This window comes from Streptomyces sp. NPDC004629 (assembly GCF_042873595.1).
Taxonomy (GTDB): domain Bacteria; phylum Actinomycetota; class Actinomycetes; order Streptomycetales; family Streptomycetaceae; genus Streptomyces.
Window position 1 is genome coordinate 54,500 of record NZ_JBIALO010000021.1, and the last position, 19,946, is coordinate 74,445.

Consider the following 19,946-nt stretch of genomic DNA (forward strand, 5'->3'; position numbering starts at 1 on the left):
GTTCATTCAAGGGCACTCACGCTACCGGTGAGCTTCTCGGGCCAGCCAGCACGGACTGCGCTGAGAACAACGGCACTTCGGGAATGGCATGGAGTGTGGCGTCGTCAACCTCGATTCTGGTGTCGTAGAAGCGGGGGTTGGCCGAGGCACCGCCGCCGCAGTAGAGGGAGAGGGCCAGGTCGGCATCCGGAACGTGTCCTTGAGGTCGCTTTACGCGGCCGTGAACAGTGCGCGGGTGGCGGGCACGGAGCGGCGTCTCACCCGGGACTCCCCATGGGAAACAGGTCGGTTGAGAAGGCGGGAACGATATCGGGACCTTGCCGATGACGGCGGGGATCTCGGCGTGGGCGGAAGCACGCGTGACTCCGTCACACCCACCGCAACGGCCCCCCGGTTCGTCGGCGTACTCCTTGGATTCGCCACCGTCCACGACCTTGGTGCCGAGCGTCCTGATGGTGCCGGTCATGCCTCGCGGCTTTTTGCCGAGCCTGGTGACCTCGTACGGGGCTCCGGGTAGGGGAGCGCCGACGTGCAGGGGCTCACAGTCGCGCGGGCGGGTCGCTTCCCTGCCTTCGTGTGGGCGTCGCGGAGGGGTCTGGGCCGGCTTGCGGTCGACGTCGTCGTACGTGTCCGCCGCGGTCTTGGTGTGTTTCGCGGGGTTTTCTCCGAGATCGTCGCGGAAGCGGAATTCGGCGGCCGCCGGACTTCCGTGCTCCTTGAATTCGCGGTGAATCCGGAACAACGAGTCGGAGCAGTCCCTGATGGTGTCCAGGTCTGCCCGCGTCCTGTCAGCCATGCCTGCCCCCGTGCGGCCCAGGATCGAAAGGTTCGCGTCAAGACGATGAAGGTAGCGGTGCGGCAGGTGGTTTCGCCAGGCCGGACGTGCGGGGGCGGCCGGGGGACTGTGAAGGTCTTACGGCGGGCCGGGGCGGGTCGTGTGCAGCCCCGTGTCCGGCGGGTTCGGCACGGCGTGCCGGTTGCCGATTCGGCGTGTTTGCGGAGCGGTCACGGCTTTGCGGTCCCGTTCGGGGCGGGGCGGGGCAGGGCAGGGCCGTTGTCGTCGTACGACCATGACGGCAACTACGAGGTCCCGCCTACCGCCGCGGGTCTTCCCCCGGCCGGCCGCCGACGGGCCTTCGGCCGGGTGCGGCACGGTCTCTCCGCCGGCCGTGCCGCCTGCGGCTCCACGGACGCGTACGACGGACGGGATCGGCGCCACCGCCTCCTGGGACCACGCCCCGGCCGAGTCCTTGCGGCGGCCCTCAAGCCGGCCCGCGCATACGACGACAAGCCGGCCCGCGCAGACGCCGACGCCAGTCCGTGCGCCGGGGCAACACCCAGCACCTCGCGGTACCCGGCGAGTGCCGGATGCCGCAACTCCTGCTTCCAGCGGTCCCGTACCCGCACGGGCGCCGCCACGGCGATCACCGGGAGCGGACCCGAGGCGGCGAGGATCGTGGCATGGGCGCCCCGAATCCATGTGAGCGAATCGTGCGGGAACCATGTCCGGCGGGGGTTCGCCGGTGCACAGGCGGCGGGCCCGGCAACCCCCCTTGGTTCAACTGGTCCCCATACGCCCGAAGTTGCAGAGCGTAACGACCAACCGGGCCCGGTCGGGGACCTGGAACGTGCCTTGAGGGGCTTATGTGCGGCTGATACGGTGCGATCGCTTGACACTCACTCTGGCGCTGGGTATCCGACCCAGGTCGAGCGGTGCGTCCAGCGCGTCTCGCACCTCACATGCGAGCGTACGGGGGTGAAGTGTCCGCTTGTGCACGGAACTTGGCAGACATTTCTTGGGCGTACGGGGAGCGGTTGCGTGAAGATCCAGGAGCGTACGGGGGCGGGCGCGAATCGTGCCGCCGCTCCGGCTCAGCCGTCGGTCGGTGACCGGCTGCCCACCCCGCCTCGCGAGCGCAAACCGGCGCTGGCCGCGCTCGCCGTGCTGCTGATCCTGCTCGGTGCGCTGGGCGCGACGACGCTCGTGCTGCGCGCCGGGGACCGGATCGAGGTCGTCAAGATCACGCAGGAGATCCCGGCGGGCGGGTCCGTCACCGGCCGCAACGTGACCTCCGTGATGGTGGCCGAGGACAGCGGCATCCACTACGTCCCGTGGGCACAGGTCGACGGCCTGAAGAAGCTCAAGGCCAAGAGCACCATCCCGGGCGGGGTGGTCGCGGTCGGCGAGATGTTCGCGGCGGATAGCGGCCCGGCGTCCGGCAAGGCCATCGTCGGCCTGGCCCTCAAGGAGGGTCAGTACCCGGCCGGGCTCCAGATCGGAGACGTCGTCGCCGCCTACCGGGTCGGCGGCAACGGCGGCTCCTCCGGCGGCGGTTCGTCCGACTCCTCCTCGGCAGGCAGCAGCAGTTCCGTGATCGTCGAGCAGGCGCGCGTCAGCTATGTCCCGCCGAAGAAGAGCGACGACTTCGTCAGCAGCACCAACCTGGCCGTCACCCTGGCCGTGGACGGCGACAAGGCCGCCGCGCTCGCGCAGGCCGCGTCCAACGGCGAAGTGGCCCTCGTCCGCGTCCCCGGCACCGACTAAGAGGCGGAACCCACCCCATGGCGCTCATCGCTCTCGCCGCCGACAAGGGTTCCCCCGGCGTCACCACCGCGGCCGTCGCCCTCGCGGCGGTCTGGCCCCGGCGCGCGCTGCTCGCCGAGGCCGACCCGGCGGGCGGTGACCTGGTCTACCGCAGCGCCGCCGCGCACGGCGGACCGCTCAACCCGAACACCGGCATGCTGTCCATAGCCGCCACCGCCCGCCGGGGCCTGGTACCCGACCAACTCTGGGACCACGTACAGCCGTTGAGCGGCGGTCTCGAAGTGCTTGTCGGGCTCGGCAGCGCCGAGCAGGCCGCCGGTCTCGCCGGGCTCTGGCCCACGCTCGGGCACGCCTTCGCCTCCCTCGCCGACTCCCCGAACGCGCCCGCCGACGTCATCGCGGACTGCGGACGCATCAGCGGGGACACCCCGGCCGTGGAACTGTTCGCGCACGCGGCCCTCGTGCTGCTCGTCTCGCGCACCGAACCCGAGTCGCTGGCCCGCGTCCGGGACCGGGCCGCCGCCCTCTCCGCCAAGCTGCACGGCGGTCCGCGCGGCGCCGCGGCCCTCGCCACCCCGCTCATCGGGGTCGTCCTGATCGCCGACCCGAACAGCTCAGCGAAGATCGCCGGCCAGGTCAACGACATGCTGGTGCACGCCCAGACCGGCGCCCGGGTGGTCGGCACCCTCGCCAACGACCCCACCGGCGCCGACCAGTTGGCCGGCCGCAAGCGGGGCCGCCTCGACAAGTCCCTGCTGATCCGCTCCGCCCGCAAGGTGACCGCCGACCTGTACCAGCAGTACGGCGCCGCCTGGGCCGCCTCCGCGCAGGCCCACCAGTCCCAGCAGCCCCACCAGGCGCAGCGGCCCCAGCAGGGTCACGCGGGGGCCGGCCGATGACCGCTGTCGACCACCAGTTGGTCAAGCGGTTCCGGCAGGACGCCGGTGACCGCATCGCCGAACAGCGCCGTCTCGACCAGGTGGGCGGCGTCTCGCCGATGTCCGCGGAGGACGAACGGCAGTACGCGCGCGCGGTCATCGCCCAGATCCTGGAGGAGTACGCCCGCACCGAGATCAACGCGGGCCGTACACCCCTCGACGCCGAGACCGAGGAGCAGTACGCGGCCGCCGTGCACGCCGCGCTCTTCGGCGTGGGCAGGCTCCAGCCCCTGCTGGACGACCCCGACGTCGAGAACATCGACATCAACGGCTGCGACCAGGTCTTCGTCGGATACTCGGACGGGCGGGAGGTCAAGGGCGAGCCGGTCGCCGAGACCGACGAGGAACTGATCGAGCTGATCCAGGTGCTGGGCGCCTACTCCGGTCTGTCCTCCCGGCCCTTCGACTCCGCCAACCCGCAGCTCGACCTGCGGCTGCCCGACGGTTCCCGGCTCTCCGCCGTCATGGACGTCGCCCGGCGGCCCGCGCTGTCCATCCGGCGCGCCCGCATGGGCAAGGTGTTCATCTCGGACCTCGTCGGCAACGGCACCCTGGGCCCGGAGTTGGGGCACTTTCTCGCCTGTGCGGTCCGCGCCCGCAAGAACATCATGATCGCCGGGGCCACCAACGCGGGCAAGACGACTCTGCTGCGCGCCCTGGCCAACGAGATCCCGCCGAACGAGCGGCTCATCACCGTCGAACGCGCCCTGGAACTAGGGCTGGACACCTTCCCCGACCTGCACCCCAACGTGGTGGCGTTCGAGGAACGGCTGCCCAACTCCGAGGGTCAGGGCGCCATCAGCATGGCCGAACTGGTCCGCCGCTCGCTGCGTATGAACCCCTCCCGGGTGATAGTCGGCGAGGTGCTGGGCGACGAGATCGTCACCATGCTCAACGCGATGTCGCAGGGCAACGACGGTTCGCTGTCCACGATCCACGCCAACAGCTCCAGCGAGGTCTTCAACCGCATCTCCACGTACGCGTTGCAGGCATCCGAGCGGCTGCCCATCGAGGCCAGCCAGATGCTGATCGCGGGCGCGGTGAACTTCGTCGTCTTCATCCAGCGGCGCAACGACTACCAGAGCGGGGGCCGGCTCCAGCGCATGGTCACCTCCGTCCGCGAGGTCAACGGCGTCGACGGCCGCGTGCTGTCCAGCGAGGTGTTCGCCGAGACCCCCGACGGCCGGGTCGTACCGCACGCGCCCATAGCCTGCCTGGAGGACCTGATGGCCTACGGCTACCAGCCGCACGGGGCGTGGGGGTGACCATGACGCACTTCGCCGCCGACGCGGCCACGCACACGGCGCTCGGCTCGCTCGGCTCCACGGGCGGCCTCTTCTCCACCACCGTCCTGTACTCGATCGGCAGCGGCGTCGCCGTGGGCGGCGGACTCGCGCTGCTGATGCTCGCCGTGCGGGGCCTGCCCGCCAAGCCCGCGCACGAGAAGCAGAAGGCCGACGAGCGGTTCGCCGAGCTGCTCCGGTTCGCCGGACAGCGCGGCTCGCTCGCCGCCATCGCCGGCCTCGCCGTGCCGCTGCTGACCCGCTGGGCGGTGGCCGGACTCGCGGCCGGTGTCCTCGTCTTCTTCTGGGACCGCCTCTTCGGCGGTGCCGCGGAGGAACGGGCCGCCATGCGCCGGGTGGAGGCCCTTGCCTCCTGGACGGAGTCGCTGCGCGACACCATCGCGGGCGCGGTCGGTCTGGAGCAGGCGATCCCGGCGTCCGCGCGCGCCGCGGCCCCCGTCCTGCGCCCCCATCTCGACGCCCTCGTCGACCGGTTGCGCGCCCGCACCCCGCTGCCCGAGGCGCTTCAGCACCTCGCCGACGAGATCGACGACGCGTCCGCCGACATCATCGTGGCCGCGCTGATCCTCAACGCCCGGCTGCGCGGCCCCGGTCTGCGCCAGGTCCTCGGCGCGCTCGCCAAGTCGGCGCGCGAGGAGGTCGACATGCGCCAGCGCGTGATGGCGCAGCGCGCCTCCACCCGCCGCTCGGTGCAGATCGTGGTCGCGGTGTCCATCGCCTTCGTCCTCGGCCTCGCCATCTTCAACCGCGACTTCGTGTCCCCGTACGGCACCCCGGTCGGCCAGCTCGTACTCGCGGTCGTCTGCGCCTTGTTCGCCCTCGGCTTCTGGTGGCTGCGCAAGCTGTCCACGATCGAGACGCCCGAACGTTTCCTGGTCCGCGACGAGTCCTCGGTGCAGTTGGTACGGCCTCGCACCGCCGCCCCGAGCGGACAGCAGCCCCAACAGCCCCAGCAGTCCCCGCCGTTCCAGTCGTTCCCGTCGGAAGAAGGTGCACGCCGGTGAACCTGACGATGCCGATCGTGGTGGGCGTGGTCTTCGGACTGGGTGTCTACGCCCTCATCCGCGCCCTGATGCCGTCGAAGCGGAGCGCGGTCGCCCAGGTCGCCCGCATCGACGCGATGCGCGCGCGGGGCGCGGCGTACGAGTCGGCGCGGCAGACCAAGGACACCGGGCGCTTCGGCTCGCTGCGTGCCGAAATCGGCGCCCGCGTCTCCGAGTTCTATCTCCACCAGGGCTGGGAGCAGCGCTCGCTGCGCGCCGACCTCGCGGTCCTGGACCGCAGCTGGGAGAAGTTCCTGGCGACGAAGGTGCTGCTGGCCACGGCCGGGCTGTTCTTCGGGCCGTTCCTGTTCGCGGTGGTTTACACGCTGGGCTTCGGCCGCAGCCCGCTCATCCCGGTCTGGCTGGCCCTGCTGTGCGGGGCGCTGTTCTTCTTCCTGCCCGATCTGGAGGTACGACGGGACGCCGCCGAGAAGCGCCGGGACCTGCGGCGGGTGATCGGCGCCTACCTGGACCTGGTGTCGATGAGCCTGGCCGGCGGCCGGGGCCTGCCCGAGGCGCTGATGGCGGCGGCCGAGATCTCCGACGGCTGGGCCAACCGGCGCATCCGCAGCGCCCTGGCCGACGCCCGGATCACCGGTATCAGCCAGTGGCAGGCGCTCGGTCAACTCGGCGAGGAACTGGGCGTGGAGGAACTGAAGGACCTCTCGGCGTCGCTGGCGCTGGTCGCGGACGACGGCGCCAAGGTGCGCGAATCGCTCGCCTCCCGCGCCGAGACCATGCGGCACCGCGAACTCGCCGAGATCGAGGGCAGCGCGGGCGAGAAGTCGCAGTCGATGCTGGTGGCGCAACTGCTGCTGTGCGCCGGCTTCCTGGTGTTCCTGATCTTCCCTGCGGCCATGCGGGTGTTTCAGGTGTGAACCGAGCACGATGTACGCATCGTCCTACGATCCGTGATCCCAGGGCCGCCGCAGCCGCCCCAGCTTCCATCGCCCCACTGCCCGAAACGCCAGCCGAGTTGAGCTGAGTTGAGAGGACGACTCCCATGACCGAACGTACCGTCCGCACCGGAATCCCGGCGGTGGACTTCCTGGTCACCTTCCTACAGGCGCGCGTGCAGCGCGCCCGCTCCGACGAACTGGACCGCGGCGCATCCGCCGTCGAGTGGGTCATCATCTCCGCGGTCGTGGTGGCGATCGTCGGCGTGGTCGCCGCGATCATCAACGCCGCGCTGAGCGAGGGCGCGAACAAGGTCGGCGACTGCATCAAGGGCGCCGACGCGGGCAAGACCTGCTGACCGCACACACGCCGCGGGACGACGACGCAGGGACGATTCGACGCGGCCCGGGACGGGCCGAGCCGACTCGACACGCGCACGACGCACGACGCACGACGCACGACGACGGGGACGACGGGGGGTTGATGGTGGGCGTGGTCAGATGGGCGCGCCGCCGCGCGCGGGCCGCGCGCGGCGAGGCCGGTGACTCCGGCATGACCGCGATCGAGTTCGTGCTGCTCACTCCCGTCCTGTTCTTCATGATCTTCGCCACGGTGCAGTTCGCGTTGTACTTCTTCGCCGACCACGTGGCCCAGGCGGCGGCCCAGGCGGGCGCCCGCAAGGCCCGCGCCACGGCCGACGAGCAGCCGGGCGGCTGGCGGGGCGAGGCACGTGACGTCGTCGACTCCTACATCCGCCAACTCGGCCCGCAACTCGTGCTGGCACCGGACGTGAAGCTGCTCCAGCCCGAGCCGGACACGGTGGGCGTGGAGATCTCCGCGCGGGTGCCCACGGTGTTCCCCGGCCTCGACCTGACGGTGCACGCGCGGTCCTCCGGACCGGTGGAGCGATTCGTGCCGGAAGGGGGCAACTGAATGCCCGCTCCCCGCTTCCTCGCCGCCTTCAGACGATCGGCCGCAGGCGACCGCGGCCTGTCGACGGTCGAGGTCGTGATCCTGGCCCCGGTGATGATCCTGTTCGTCCTGGTCCTGGTGGCCTTCGGGCAACTCGTCGACGGGCGCGGAGCGTTGGACGGCGCCGCGCGCGACGCGGCGCGCGCCGGCTCGATCCAGAAGGACCACGCCACCGCCCTGGCCGAGGCCCGCAGGGCCGCCGAGGCGGACCTCGCCGACGTCTGCTCCGGGCCGGTGTCCGTCGTCCAGACCAGCCAGGGCTTCGAACCCGACACCATCTTCACGGTCGAGGTGAGCTGCCAGGTGCGGGGCCTGGCCATGCTGGGCCTGGACGTCCCGACCCGGCTGTCGGCGAGCTTCAGTTCCCCGCTGGACCCGTTCCGGAGGACGGCGTGAGGACAGTCGTACGTGCGTGGTGGTCCGCCCGCCGGTCGAGGCTGGACGACCGGGGCTCCGGCGCCGGCGCGGTCATCATCTTCACCCTTGTCTTCCTGTCCCTGTCGGCGTTCGTGATCGACGGCGGCCTGTCCGTCTCGAAGCGGGAACGCGCCGCCGACATCGCGGAACAGGCGGCCCGCTACGCCGCCCAGGACATAGACAAGGAAGCCCTCTACGACAACCAGGGCGGCCCCGCGCCGATCAACTACCAGAACTGCGACGCGCGGGTGAAGACCTTCGCCCGCGAGATGGACATGACCGGCCCCGACATCGCCGCGAGCCACTGCGTGACGGCCGACACCCAACAGGTCGAGGTCGAGGTGCAGTTGACCTACCAGCCGGTCTTCACGGGCATGTTCTACGGCGGAGACGTGGTCGTACACGGCCGCGCCCTGGCGGAGAACCGGGTGGGCTGAGGCGGCGGACGGCGGACTCGAAGGGCCGGGGACGGTGTGGGGACCGGGAAGGGCTGGGGCATGGCGGTCGCGAAGGGCGAGGGTGGCGCGTACGGACGGGGCGGCGGGCCACCGGCAACGGGTGCATATCGGGCATCCGGTGAACTGGGCCGCCTGAGCGCCCGGTTCGGGCACCATCACGGCTTCTACGGTGTCGGTCCCAGTCCATAGGATCTCTGTACGTTCCACCCGCCCCCGACCCACGCCTTCCACACACGACCCAGGACACCCGCCATGGCGCGACGCAGCACATCAAGCTCGACGGGAAGCCCGACGGGCCCGAGGAATCGGACACCGCAGCCGGTACGCGTGCGGCGCCGTACGTTCGGGGACTTCGTCAAGGCGTTCTTCGCGTTCATCGCCCTGCTCGTGCTCGTCGTCGGCGTCCCCGGCGCCCTCGCCGTCACCGCCGGGTGGCCGCTGCCGAGCGGGGCGCCGAAGCTGGAGTGGCTGCAACAGGAGATCACCGTCCAGACCTTCCTGAACGTGCTGACGGTGATCGTGTGGCTCGCCTGGGCCCAGTTCACCGCCTGCGTGCTCGTGGAGGCCAAGGCCGCGCTGTCCGGCGTGGGCCTGGCCGGACGCGTCCCCGGGGCCGGCCCCAGCCAGCTGCTCGCCCGCCAACTCGTCGCCGCGCTGCTGCTGGTCGGCGCCACCGCGGCCGGCCTCACCCCGGGCCTGGCGCAGCTGGGGCACAGCCCGGAGGGCAACCAGAAGGGTACGGTGGCCGCCGCCCAGCAGACCCCGGGACTCTTCGCCCAGCAGCAGGAACAGGCCGCCGGCACCGCCGCCGCCCTCGCCGAGCAGGCCGCGCACGCCGCCGCCCACGCGGACACCGGCGCCGCCTCCGCCAGGGACGGCGGGACCAAGTACTACCGGATCCAGCCGCCCGAGGGACGCCACCACGACTCCCTCTGGGAGATAGCGCAGCGACACCTCGGCGACGGCCGCCGGTACAAGGAGATCTACGAACTCAACAAGGACCGCGTCCAGCCCGACGGTTCGCGGCTGTCCGAGGCGAGCCTGATCCGGCCCGGCTGGATCATGGAAATGCCCGCCGACGCACGCGGCGGCGAGCTGGTCGAGATGCCCGACGCCCAGGTCTCCCCGGACGTCCAGCAGCAGATCCACGACTACGCCAGGACCGGGGACCAGGACCAGGGCCACGCCCAGCAGGGCGGCAGCGGCGACTCGAACGCCTCCCATGCCTCGCTGCCCGAGCAGCGGCCCGGCACGGACGCCGGCGCCGGGCAGGGGGAGACGCACGAGCGCGGGCAGCAGCACGCGAGCCCCGCCCAGAACGGCTCCGGCAGCCGCGCCGCCGAGGGCTTCGGCCTGCCCGAAGCCCTCATCGGCGCGCCCCTCCTCGCCGCCGGCCTGCTCGGCGCCGTCGGACGCCGGCGCCGACAGGCACTGTGGCAGTCGGCGCTCGGGGCCGTCGGCGGCCGGCGCGGCATGGAGCCGCCCACGCCGTCCGGCGACGCCCAGGACGCGCAGGACGCGCTGCTGGTCGGCGCCGACCCCGAGGGCGTACGGCTGCTCGACCGGTCGCTGCGCGGCCTGGCCGCCGGCCTCGCCGCCGAGTCGCGGGCCCTGCCCGTCGTCTACGCCGCCTGGCTGAGCAACGGCGACCTGCACCTCCAGCTCGCCCAGCCGACCGGGAAGCCGCCCGCGCCCTGGCAGCTCGGGCAGGACCAGACGTTCTGGATGCTCGCACGGGCCGACGCCGAACGGTACGAGGACGTGGACACCGCGGCGCCCTACCCGGGTCTCGTCAGCCTCGGCACCATGGACGACTCCCGGCTGCTGCTCAACCTGGAGGCGGTGCCCGGCATCGTCTCGCTCAGCGGACGCGAGGCCGACCGGGCCGCCGTGTTCGCCTCGGTCGCCGCCGAACTCGCCACCAACGGCTGGTCGGACCGCATGACCATCACCCTCGTCGGCTTCGGCGCGGACCTCACTCCGCTCGCCCCGAACCGGCTGCGCCACCTCGACGGCATCGACGCGCTCATCGAGACCATGGAGGCCGAGACCCGGCAGCGCCGCGGGGCATTGGGCGCCGCCGGGCACGACTCCGTCCTCACCGGCCGTACCGGGCCCGCCCAGCACACCCGTTGGGCGCCGCACCTGGTGCTGCTCGCCGCACAGCCCTCCGCCGAGGACGCGCTCAGGCTCGCCGAACTCGCCGCCGACGCCGGCCGCCTCGGCATCGGCTATCTGGTCGGCACCGAGACCGGCGAACTGCCCGGCGCTGCCTGGGAGATGGAGATCACGACCGAGGGCAGGCTGCTCGCTCCGCTGCTCGGCCTTGAGCTGGACGCCCAGATGCTGCCCGCCGTCCAGCAGCGCGCCGTCGTCGAGCTGTTCGTCGACGCCGATCCCGAGCACGATCCGGACGGCCCGGTCAACACCCCGCCGTTCCTCGTGGACATCAGCGAGCAGGGCCGGCCCGCGGTGTACGCCCGCCTCGTCGGACCGTACGAGATCATCGGCCTGGACACCCCGGACGGGGAGCGCAGCGCGCTGCTCCACGAGGCGCTGGCCCTGCTGCTCCTGCACCGCGAGGGCGTCCACCCGCGCGTGCTGGCCTCCGCGCTGTGGCCGCGCGGTGTCACCGAGGACGTGCGGGACGCGCTCGTCGAGCGGTTGCGCGGCTGGCTCGGCAGCGACCCGGACGGCACGGCACGCCTCGGCACCGACGCGACCGGCCGGCTCACGCTCGCCAAGTCCGTCGTCTCCGACCTGGACGTGCTGCGATCCCTCTATCACGAGGCCACGCAGGGCAAGGGCGTGGACAGCCGGGCCGTGCGCGGACGGCTGCTCACCGACGCGCTGGTCCTGGTCCGCGGGCCGCTGCTCGCGGACCGCCCCGAGGACCGCTACGGCTGGCTCACCCACGAGATCATCGACGCCCGACTGCCGCTGCTGGTCGCCGACATCGGGCTCGCGCTGTCCGCGTTCCACCTGGAGAAGGACCGCGCGGAGAAGGCGATCGAGGCGCTGGACGCGGCGCTGCGGACCGCGCCGTCCGACGAGCGGCTGTGGAACGAGCTGCTGCGCGCCACGCACGCCACCGGCGAACCCGCCCGGGTCCGTTCGCTCGCCGCCGACCTGCTCGCCCGCAGCGGCGCCCGCGGCCTGCCGCCGCGCACAGAAGCGCTCCTCGACGAACTGCTGCCGTCGTGGCGCGACGGCGTAGCCGCCGCGGGATGAGCGACTTCGCGACGATCGTCGCCGCCGCGCTGTGGGGCGCGGCGGCCGGTGCGCTGCTGCCGCGGGCCGCCTACCGCTTCTCCGCCCCGGCGGGCGAGCCATGGCGCCACCTCTGCCCGGCCGGCCACCCGGTACGGGGCTGGCTGGGCCCGGCCCACTGCGCCGCCTGCGCCCCACCCCCGGGAGCCCCGCGCCCCCGGCCCACCGAGGACACCCCTCCGCCCGAGAGACACGACACGGTCACGGAGGGCGCGGGCGCCGACGGTGCGGTCACCGAGGGCGCGGGCGCCGACGGTGCGGGCGCGAAGGGCGCGGGCACGGACGGTGCGGGCGCGGAGGGCGTGGGCGCGGACGGTGCGGGCGCGAAGGGCGCGGGCACGGACAATGCGGGCGCGGAGGGGACGGGCACGGACGGTGCGGGCGCGAAGGGCGCGGGCGCGGAGGGCGTGGGCACGGAAGGTAAGGGCGCCGACGGTCCGTACCCGGGCCGTCCGGCCGCGAACGGCCCCGACACGGGCAGTGATGGGGCTTCGGAGGGGCGGAGTTTGTGGGGCGTCGGCGCTGCGTGCCGGTACGGCCCCCGTGTCGCCGCGCTCGCCGCCGTCACCGCGTTGCTCTGCGCCGGCCTCGCCGCCGCCACCGGCACCCGTCCCGAACTCGGCGTCTGGCTGCTGCTCGCGCCCCTCGGGGTGCTGCTCGCGGTCGTGGACTTCCGGGTGCGGCGGCTGCCGGACCCGCTGACCCTGCCGCTGGCCGCCGCGGCGCTCGGCCTGCTCGCCCTGGCGGCCCTCGTGCCCGAGCACGCCGGCCACTGGCTCACCGCGCTCTACGGCGCCCTCGCCCTCGGCGGCGGTTACTTCGTGCTGTTCCTGATCAACCCCGGCGGCATGGGCTTCGGCGATGTGAAGCTGGCCCTCGGGGCGGGCGCGGCGCTCGGCTGGTACGGCTGGCCGACCCTGATGCTCGGCACCTTCGCCGGCTTCCTGTTCGGAGCGGTGTACGCCGCCGCCCTCGTGGCCGGCCGACGGGCGGACCGCAAGACGGCGATCCCGTTCGGACCGTTCCTGATCGCCGGGGCGTACGCGGGCGTGCTGATCGGCGCGTACGCGGCCTGAAGCCGGGCCGGTGAGGGGCCTGGCGTAGGCTGGTTCGGTCCGCCCGCCCGTCTTCCACCACCACTCTTGTACCGAGCGCTTCGCGCGCACCTTTTGATTTCCTTGACGAAAGGGACGCCCCGGTGACCGAGAAGGCCGACCTCCAGTCCGTCCTCGACCGTGCGGCCGCCGGGGGGCGGATCACCCCCGAGGAAGCGCTCGACCTCTACCGCGACGCCCCGCTGCACGCGCTGGGCGCCGCCGCGGACGCGGTACGCCGGCGCACGTACGCGGGCATCGAGCACATCGCGACGTACATCATCGAGCGCAACATCAACTACACCAACGTCTGCGTGACCGCGTGCAAGTTCTGTGCCTTCTACGCCGCCCCCAAGGACACCGCCAAGGGCTGGACCCGCGACCTCGACGACATCCTGCGGCGCTGCGCCGAGACCGTCGAACTGGGCGGCACGCAGATCATGTTCCAGGGCGGGCACCACCCCGACTACGGCGTCGAGTACTACGAGAAGCACTTCAGTGCCATCAAGGAGGCGTTCCCCCAGCTGGTGATCCACTCGCTGGGCGCCTCGGAGGTCGAGCACATGGCCCGGATCTCCGGGGTGACGGTCGAGGAGGCCATCACCCGGATCCACGAGGCGGGCCTCGACTCCTTCGCGGGCGCGGGCGCCGAACTGCTGCCGGAGCGGCCGCGCAAGGCCATCGCGCCGCTGAAGGAGAGCGGCGAGCGCTGGCTGGAGATCATGGAGACCGCGCACCGGCTGGGCGTGGAGTCCACGTCGACCATGCTGATGGGCACGGGCGAGACCAACGCCGAGCGGATCGAGCACCTGCGGATGATCCGGGACGTGCAGGACCGCACGGGCGGCTTCAGGGCCTTCATCCCGTACACCTACCAGCCCGAGAACAACCACCTGAAGGGCCGCACCCAGGCCACGCTCTTCGAGTACCTGCGGATGATCGCGATCGCCCGCGTCTTCCTCGACAACGTCCGGCACATCCAGGGGTCCTGGCTGACCACCGGCAAGGAGGTCGGCCAGCTGTCTCTGCACTACGGCGCCGACGACCTCGGCTCGATCATGCTGGAGGAGAACGTGGTCTCCTCCGCGGGCGCCAAGCACCGTTCCAACCGGCTGGAGATCATCGACCTGATCCGCAGGGCGGGCCGGGTCCCGGCGCAGCGCGCGACGACGTACGAGCACCTCGTCGTGCACGACGACCCGGCGAACGACCCCGTGGACGAGCGGGTGATGTCGCACATCTCGTCCACGGCCATCGAGGGCGGCACGGCCCACCCCGAACTGAAGCTGCTCGCGTCCAACTGACCGGGCGGGGGAGCTAGGTGGAGACCATCCACGCGGCCGACCGGGTGTATGTGACCTGGGAGTCGGCGCCGGTCGAGAACGGTGCCGTCGTGGTGGGGAACGACCGTATCGGCGCGGTGGGGACCTTCGAGGACCTGCGGGAGCGGTACCCGGGCGCGCGGGTGCGCAGATGGCCCGGCGTGCTGGGTCCTGCCCGCGTCCATGAGGGACCGCTCCCGGACGCGCCGAGCCCGCGCGAACGTGTCCACGCGGTGCTGAAGCTCGGCGCGGTGGCGGTCCTGGCGGAGCACGTCGACTCGCCCGAACTGCGTGCCGCCGCCGAGCGGAACGACGTGGCGGTGCTGCCGAGTCCCGGGCCGACCGCGGTCCGTCCGACGGGGCGCGCCGATCTGGCCGTCCTGGACGACACCGGCGCCTGTATCGCGACGGTCTGCGCGGGCCGCCTCGTGCACCGCAGGCGCTGAGCGAGCGTCCGGTCGGTCGCCGAGGCGCCGGTCGCCGGTCGTCGAGGCGTCGGTCGTCGGCCGCCGGGAGGGTGGTCCGCGGCCGGGTTCAGCCCGCGAACGCCGTCGCGAAGGCTCCCGTTCGCTGGGGCACGCCGCTGCAGTTCGCCGCCGCCTCCTGCTGCGCCGCCGTCTCGTCCTCGCACTGCCGGTCGCGGAACGTCGCCCACATCGACACCCAGGCCATCTCCTTCTCCTCCGCGAACGAACGCACCTGTGCCGCGTCGGAGAGCGTGAACGTCTCGCCGGAGACGTCGTTGACGCCGATCATCGAGGTCACGGCCAGGCCCCGCCAGGCGCCCGCGTCGGTCAGGCCGAAGACCTTCTTCAGCTGAGTGTGCGCGGCCTTCGCGGAGGCGAGGGCGTAGCCGCCCATGTCGCCCGTGAACGACTCGCCGTAGTTCATGGTCATGATGTTGACGGTCGACACCTGGACGTCGTGCGTGTTCGCGGACTCCAGCAGGGCGAGGCCCTCGGAGTCGAGCCCGGACGGCATCACCGGCAGGGTGAAGGAGACCTTCAGTCCGGCGCGTTCCTTCTGCAACAGCGCGATCGCCGCCGAGCGCAGGGCGACCGAGGCGGAGTCGGCGAGCGTGTCGCCCTCGATGTCGAAGTCGGCCTGGTCGGCACCGGCCGCGTCCAGCGCCGCCCCGTAGGCCGCCGCCAGTTCGGACGCACTGGCGCAGGTCCGTGCGAGTTCCGTCCCGGACGCCCCGCCGAAGGAGACCCGGACCCTCGCGCCGTCCCGCTTCAGCCGGGCTTTGCGCCGCCTACGCCTTCTGGCTGGACCGGGAGAAGTACCGCTACCTGCTGATGATGCCGCTGCAGCAACTGGCCTACCGGCAGCTGATGTACCTCGTCCTCATCCACTCCTGCGTCACCGCCCTCACCGGCGGCCGGCTGCGCTGGCAGAAGCTGAAGCGGACCGGCGAGGCCGGCACCACGGCGGGGGTGGGCTGAGTGGGCGCGCACAGCAAGGGCGGAACCCGGTCGCCGTGGCCGGCCGCGGCGCCGGTCCCGGTGCCCGATGCCGGCCCGGTGTCCGATGCCGGCCCGGTGTCCGATGCCGGCCCGGTGTCCGATGCAGGCCCGGTGTCCGATGCCGGCCCGGGGCCCGGCCGGCCGCCGCGGACGGTGCCCTCCCGGCCGCGGACGGCCCAACGGGACCGGTACTTCGACACCCTGCGCGCGGTCGCCCTCGTCCGCGTCGTCACGTACCACACCTTCGGCTGGGCCTGGTGCGGCATGGTCTTCCCGTCCATGGGGATCATGTTCGCCCTGGCCGGCACCCTGATGGCCAGGTCCCTGGAGCGGCCCGCGCGCACGGTGCTGGCAAGCCGGCTGTGCAGACTCCTCCCACCGTTCTGGTTCTGGGGCTTCGTCGTCGTCCTCGCGATGCTGGTGCACGGCTGGATGCCGGGCCGCCAGATCGTCTACTGGATCGTGCCGCTCGGCGATCCCCCGGGCGACGCCTGGGCCGAGCAGGTCTGGGAGGTCCTCTGGTACCTGCGGACGTACCTCTGGTTCGTGCTGCTCTCCCCGGCCCTGCTGTGGCTGTTCCGCAGGGCGCCGGTCCCGGTCCTGCTGCTGTCCCTCGCGCCCGTCTCGGTACTGACCTTCCTCTGGTCGCCCCCGGACGACCGGCTGGGCAGCGCCCTGTGGGACCTGTCGACGTACCTGTTCTGCTGGATCCTGGGCTTCGCCCACCGCGACGGGGTGCTTCGGCGGATCCAAGCGGCCGCCGTCGTCACCTTCTCGCTCGCCGCGCTCGGCTACGGCGGCTGGTACGCCCTCGCGCACCGGGCCGAGTTCGGCACGTACGACCTGGACGAGATCCCGCTGGCGCAGGCGTACTGGTCGGCCGGCTTCGGCACGCTGCTGATGTGGGCGAAGGCGTACTTCCGGATCGACTTCGCGCAGCTTGCCCGGCTGCCCCGGACCGACCGGATCGTGACGGTCTGCAACGCCCGCGCGGTGACGATCTACCTCTGGCACGAGATCGCGCTCGTCCTCGCCGTGCCGCTGATCGACCGGTTCTGGGACGTGCCCGCCTTCGAGAGGTATCTGCCGCTGGACAGCCAGTGGTTCATGTTCGGCATCGGCTGGATCCTGATCGCGGTCTTCGTCCTGCTGTGCGGCTGGGTGGAGGACCTGGCGGCCCGAAAGCGGCCGAGGCTGCTGCCGTGACGACGCCGAGGGCGCCGCGCGGACGGCACACCCCCTGCTGCCACAATGGGCGGGTGACCCGCGCATCCCTGGACAAGCAGCCGCACGAAGTCGCCTCGATGTTCGACGTCGTGGCGGAACGGTACGACCTGACCAACGACGTCCTGTCGCTCGGCCAGGACCGGCGCTGGCGCAAGGAGGTCGCGAGCGCGGTCGACGCGCGCCCCGCGCAGAAGGTCCTGGACCTCGCGGCGGGCACGGCCACCTCGTCGCTGCCCTTCACCCGGACCGGCGCCTACGTCGTCCCCTGCGACTTCTCCCTCGGCATGCTCCAGGTCGGCAAGAAACGCCACGCCTGGCTGCCCTTCACCGCGGGCGACGCGACGCGGCTGCCGTTCAGGGACGACACGTTCGACGCCGTGACCATCTCCTTCGGGCTGCGCAACGTGCAGGACACGGACGCCGCGCTGCGCGAGATGTACCGGGTGACCCGGCCCGGTGGGCGCGTCGTGATCTGTGAGTTCTCGCATCCCACGTGGGCGCCCTTCCGTACCGTCTACACCGAGTACCTGATGCGCGCGCTGCCGCCGGTGGCGCGGGCGGTCTCCTCCAGCCCGGACGCCTACGTCTACCTCGCCGAGTCCATCCGTGCCTGGCCCGACCAGGCCGGACTGGCCGAGCGGCTGCGCCGTGCGGGCTGGTCGAAGGTGGCCTGGCGCAACCTCACCGGCGGCGTGGTGGCCCTGCACCGGGGCTTCAAGGAGTCCTGACCCCGCACCGGGGCTTCACGGAGTCCTGACCCGCACCGGGGCTTCAAGGAGTCCTGACCCCGCACCGTCCGCTACCGGTTGGTCATCTCGAAGGCGCCGCCCGGTTCGTCCAGTTCCCGTTGCAACCCGCCCGCGGGCGGTCTCGGGATGCGTGGCTCGCGGACGCCTCCGCCGCCGTCGCCCTCGCCGAAGTCGAACCACACGTACACCATCGACTCCCGCGGCACCTCGGCACCGGGCTGCGGGTACTGGCGGACCACGTAGTCGACGACCGTGCGGTGGAAATCGGGCCGGTCCGGCGCATTGAGGAACAGGCCCTGTGCCCGGGCCCGCTCGCGCGCGTCCACGGCCATCAGACCGATGAGGCGCGGGACGCGCACTTCGGGTGTTTTGGGTGTTATGTGCACAGATGTCACCCCCAGCGGTACTCGAAGGGTAACTCCGGCGCAGGGCGCCCGGAAGCGCCAGGTGTCTTTCTGTGACAGACGACTACCGTGCGTCACGGATCAAGGTCCGTCATGGATCAAGGTCCGTTACGGATCAAGGGGGAAGCGGCCGGTTCACGGGGCAGCCCTCGGCCGGGTGATCAGCGCCGCTGAATAGACTGCCCATGTCCAGTGCCGGTCGGCACGCACCGTACGAACCTTGGGGAGACCCCGCCGTGACCGAGCCCCTCTCCGACAACACCGCCGATGTGATCGTCGTCGGCGCGGGGCCAGCCGGCTCCACGACCGCGTACCACCTCGCCAGGGCCGGACTCGACGTACTCCTGCTGGAGAAGACCGAGTTCCCGCGGGAGAAGGTCTGCGGCGACGGCCTCACCCCGCGCGCCGTCAAGCAACTCGTGTCGATGGGCATCGACATCTCCGAGGAGGCCGGCTGGCTGCGCAACAAGGGCCTGAGGATCATCGGCGGCGGGGTCCGCCTCCAGATGGACTGGCCGGACCTCGCCTCCTTCCCGGACTACGGACTGGTCCGCAAACGCGACGACTTCGACGAGCAGCTGGCCCGCCAGGCGCAGAAGGCGGGCGCCCGGCTGTACGAGCGCTGCAACGTCTCCGGCCCGATCGTCGACGACCGCACCGGCCGCATCACCGGTGTGACGGCCAAGCTCGGCGAGGAGAAACGGGAGGTCACCTTCCACGCGCCCCTGGTGGTCGCCGCAGACGGCAACTCCACCCGTCTCTCCCTCGCGATGGGACTGCACCGCCGCGAGGACCGCCCGATGGGCGTCGCGGTCCGTACGTACTTCACCTCCCCGCGTCACGACGACGACTACCTGGAGTCCTGGCTGGAGCTGTGGGACCGGCGCGGCCCGCAGGACCGGCTGCTGCCCGGCTACGGCTGGATCTTCGGCATGGGCGACGGCACCTCCAACGTCGGCCTTGGCGTGCTCAACACCTCCGCCTCCTTCAAGGACCTGGACTGGCGCGAGATCCTCAAGGCCTGGTGCGCGTCCATGCCGGAGGACTGGGGCTACACCCCGGAGAACATGACCGGCCCGATCCGTGGCGCCGCGCTCCCCATGGCCTTCAACCGCCAGCCGCACTACACCAAGGGCCTGCTGCTCGTCGGCGACGCCGGCGGCCTGGTGAACCCGTTCAACGGCGAGGGCATCGCCTACGCCATGGAATCCGGCCAGATCGCCGCCGAGGTCATCGCCCAGGCGCACGCCCGGGCCACGCCGGGCCAGCGCGAACTGGCCCTCCAGCGCTACCCGCGCGTCCTCAAGGACACCTACGGCGGCTACTACACGCTGGGCCGCGCCTTCGTGAAGCTCATCGGCAACCCCAAGGTCATGCAGATCGCCACCCAGCGCGGCCTGACCCACCCGGTCCTGATGAGGTTCGCCCTGAAGCTCCTCGCCAACCTCACCGACCCGACCGGCGGCGACGCGATGGACCGAATCATCAACGGCCTGACCAAGGTGACCCCAAGAGCCTGACCCGGAGCCCCGGCCTTGACCAGGTCACCGCCCGGCTCGTGCGGTGCCCTAGGGCCTGATCGGGTCGCCGACCGGCTCGTGCGGCCCCGAGGGCTGACCGAGGCGCCGTCGACCCCTGTGGGCCCGCCCCGGCTCGTGCGGGCCCCGAGGGTCTGCCCGGGGCCCCGGCCGGCTCGTCCGTGCACCGAGGGTCCGCTCCTGGGGCGCCGTCGATGCACGAGGGCCCGGCTTGCCCATGTAGGCCGGCCGACCCGTGCCCCGCCGTTCGAGCGGGGTGAGCAGGTTCGCTGCGGTTCGGGCAGCGCCCCGAAGGGGCGCGG

18 protein-coding genes and 2 pseudogenes are annotated in these 19,946 nt (G+C 72.1%); 17 read left to right on the top strand and 3 right to left on the bottom strand.

The genetic code is table 11. The features are described 5' to 3' along the window. Positions 1-16 precede the first annotated feature (16 nt). Positions 17-796 (bottom strand): hypothetical protein, encoded by a 780-nt coding sequence (locus tag ACFYTE_RS28485; RefSeq protein WP_388716237.1) that lies wholly within the window; start codon positions 794-796, stop codon positions 17-19. 1,023 nt (positions 797-1,819) lie between these two features. Between ACFYTE_RS28485 and ACFYTE_RS28490 the strand changes: the two genes are divergently transcribed. From ACFYTE_RS28490 to ACFYTE_RS28550, 13 genes are all read left to right on the top strand, one after another. After that, positions 1,820-2,545: a hypothetical protein gene (locus tag ACFYTE_RS28490; RefSeq protein WP_388716240.1), complete on the top strand. Its 726-nt coding sequence runs from the start codon at positions 1,820-1,822 to the stop codon at positions 2,543-2,545. Positions 2,546-2,562: 17 nt separating this feature from the next. Beyond that, positions 2,563-3,444 (top strand): hypothetical protein, encoded by an 882-nt coding sequence (locus ACFYTE_RS28495; RefSeq protein ID WP_388716243.1) that lies wholly within the window; start codon positions 2,563-2,565, stop codon positions 3,442-3,444. Beyond that, positions 3,441-4,748, top strand: coding sequence for a CpaF family protein (locus tag ACFYTE_RS28500; RefSeq protein WP_388716245.1), 1,308 nt, complete (start codon positions 3,441-3,443; stop codon positions 4,746-4,748). Before ACFYTE_RS28495 ends, ACFYTE_RS28500 begins: the two co-directional genes overlap by 4 nt. Positions 4,749-4,750: 2 nt before the next feature. Continuing rightward, positions 4,751-5,791, top strand: coding sequence for a type II secretion system F family protein (locus tag ACFYTE_RS28505; protein WP_388716248.1), 1,041 nt, complete (start codon positions 4,751-4,753; stop codon positions 5,789-5,791). Then, positions 5,788-6,708: a type II secretion system F family protein gene (locus ACFYTE_RS28510; protein ID WP_388716251.1), complete on the top strand. Its 921-nt coding sequence runs from the start codon at positions 5,788-5,790 to the stop codon at positions 6,706-6,708. Before ACFYTE_RS28505 ends, ACFYTE_RS28510 begins: the two co-directional genes overlap by 4 nt. A 125-nt stretch (positions 6,709-6,833) precedes the next feature. Continuing rightward, positions 6,834-7,085, top strand: coding sequence for a hypothetical protein (locus ACFYTE_RS28515; RefSeq protein WP_388716254.1), 252 nt, complete (start codon positions 6,834-6,836; stop codon positions 7,083-7,085). Positions 7,086-7,210: 125 nt separating this feature from the next. Further along, on the top strand, positions 7,211-7,660 hold the full coding sequence (locus tag ACFYTE_RS28520) for a TadE family protein (RefSeq protein ID WP_388716257.1): 450 nt from the start codon (positions 7,211-7,213) through the stop codon (positions 7,658-7,660). Beyond that, positions 7,661-8,095, top strand: a complete 435-nt coding sequence (locus ACFYTE_RS28525) for a TadE/TadG family type IV pilus assembly protein (RefSeq protein WP_388716260.1) — start codon at positions 7,661-7,663, stop codon at positions 8,093-8,095. Further along, a complete protein-coding gene (locus ACFYTE_RS28530; RefSeq protein ID WP_388716263.1) occupies positions 8,092-8,553 on the top strand; it encodes a TadE/TadG family type IV pilus assembly protein in 462 nt (153 codons plus the stop codon). The genes ACFYTE_RS28525 and ACFYTE_RS28530 overlap by 4 nt, the downstream gene beginning before the upstream one ends. Before the next feature lie 273 nt (positions 8,554-8,826). Then, complete coding sequence (locus ACFYTE_RS28535; RefSeq protein WP_388716266.1) at positions 8,827-11,805, top strand: BTAD domain-containing putative transcriptional regulator; 2,979 nt, start codon at positions 8,827-8,829, stop codon at positions 11,803-11,805. 446 nt (positions 11,806-12,251) lie between these two features. Beyond that, a complete protein-coding gene (locus ACFYTE_RS28540) occupies positions 12,252-12,920 on the top strand; it encodes a prepilin peptidase (RefSeq protein ID WP_388716501.1) in 669 nt (222 codons plus the stop codon). A 122-nt stretch (positions 12,921-13,042) separates the two neighbouring features. Beyond that, complete coding sequence (gene mqnC / locus ACFYTE_RS28545; protein ID WP_388716269.1) at positions 13,043-14,242, top strand: cyclic dehypoxanthinyl futalosine synthase; 1,200 nt, start codon at positions 13,043-13,045, stop codon at positions 14,240-14,242. A 17-nt stretch (positions 14,243-14,259) separates the two neighbouring features. After that, positions 14,260-14,706: a hypothetical protein gene (locus ACFYTE_RS28550; protein WP_388716272.1), complete on the top strand. Its 447-nt coding sequence runs from the start codon at positions 14,260-14,262 to the stop codon at positions 14,704-14,706. Between the two features lie 88 nt (positions 14,707-14,794). Here ACFYTE_RS28550 and ACFYTE_RS28555 read toward each other — a convergent pair. Continuing rightward, a pseudogene (locus ACFYTE_RS28555) lies at positions 14,795-15,493 on the bottom strand (hydrolase); the annotation flags it as partial. An 11-nt stretch (positions 15,494-15,504) separates the two neighbouring features. Here ACFYTE_RS28555 and ACFYTE_RS28560 point away from each other — a divergent pair. From ACFYTE_RS28560 to ACFYTE_RS28570, 3 genes and pseudogenes are all read left to right on the top strand, one after another. Continuing rightward, positions 15,505-15,705: pseudogene (locus tag ACFYTE_RS28560) on the top strand (hypothetical protein); the annotation flags it as partial. 132 nt (positions 15,706-15,837) lie between these two features. Next, positions 15,838-16,932 carry an acyltransferase gene (locus ACFYTE_RS28565; protein ID WP_388716275.1) on the top strand — a complete coding sequence of 365 codons (1,095 nt, stop codon included), beginning with the start codon at positions 15,838-15,840 and terminating at the stop codon, positions 16,930-16,932. 53 nt (positions 16,933-16,985) lie between these two features. Then, positions 16,986-17,681: a demethylmenaquinone methyltransferase gene (locus ACFYTE_RS28570; protein ID WP_388716278.1), complete on the top strand. Its 696-nt coding sequence runs from the start codon at positions 16,986-16,988 to the stop codon at positions 17,679-17,681. Positions 17,682-17,752: 71 nt separating this feature from the next. Here the strand turns inward: ACFYTE_RS28570 and ACFYTE_RS28575 are convergent, their stop codons facing one another. After that, positions 17,753-18,061 carry a PASTA domain-containing protein gene (locus ACFYTE_RS28575; protein ID WP_388716281.1) on the bottom strand — a complete coding sequence of 103 codons (309 nt, stop codon included), beginning with the start codon at positions 18,059-18,061 and terminating at the stop codon, positions 17,753-17,755. 230 nt (positions 18,062-18,291) lie between these two features. Here ACFYTE_RS28575 and ACFYTE_RS28580 point away from each other — a divergent pair, with 230 nt between their 5' ends. Then, a complete protein-coding gene (locus tag ACFYTE_RS28580; RefSeq protein WP_388716284.1) occupies positions 18,292-19,626 on the top strand; it encodes a geranylgeranyl reductase family protein in 1,335 nt (444 codons plus the stop codon). Positions 19,627-19,946 lie beyond the last annotated feature (320 nt).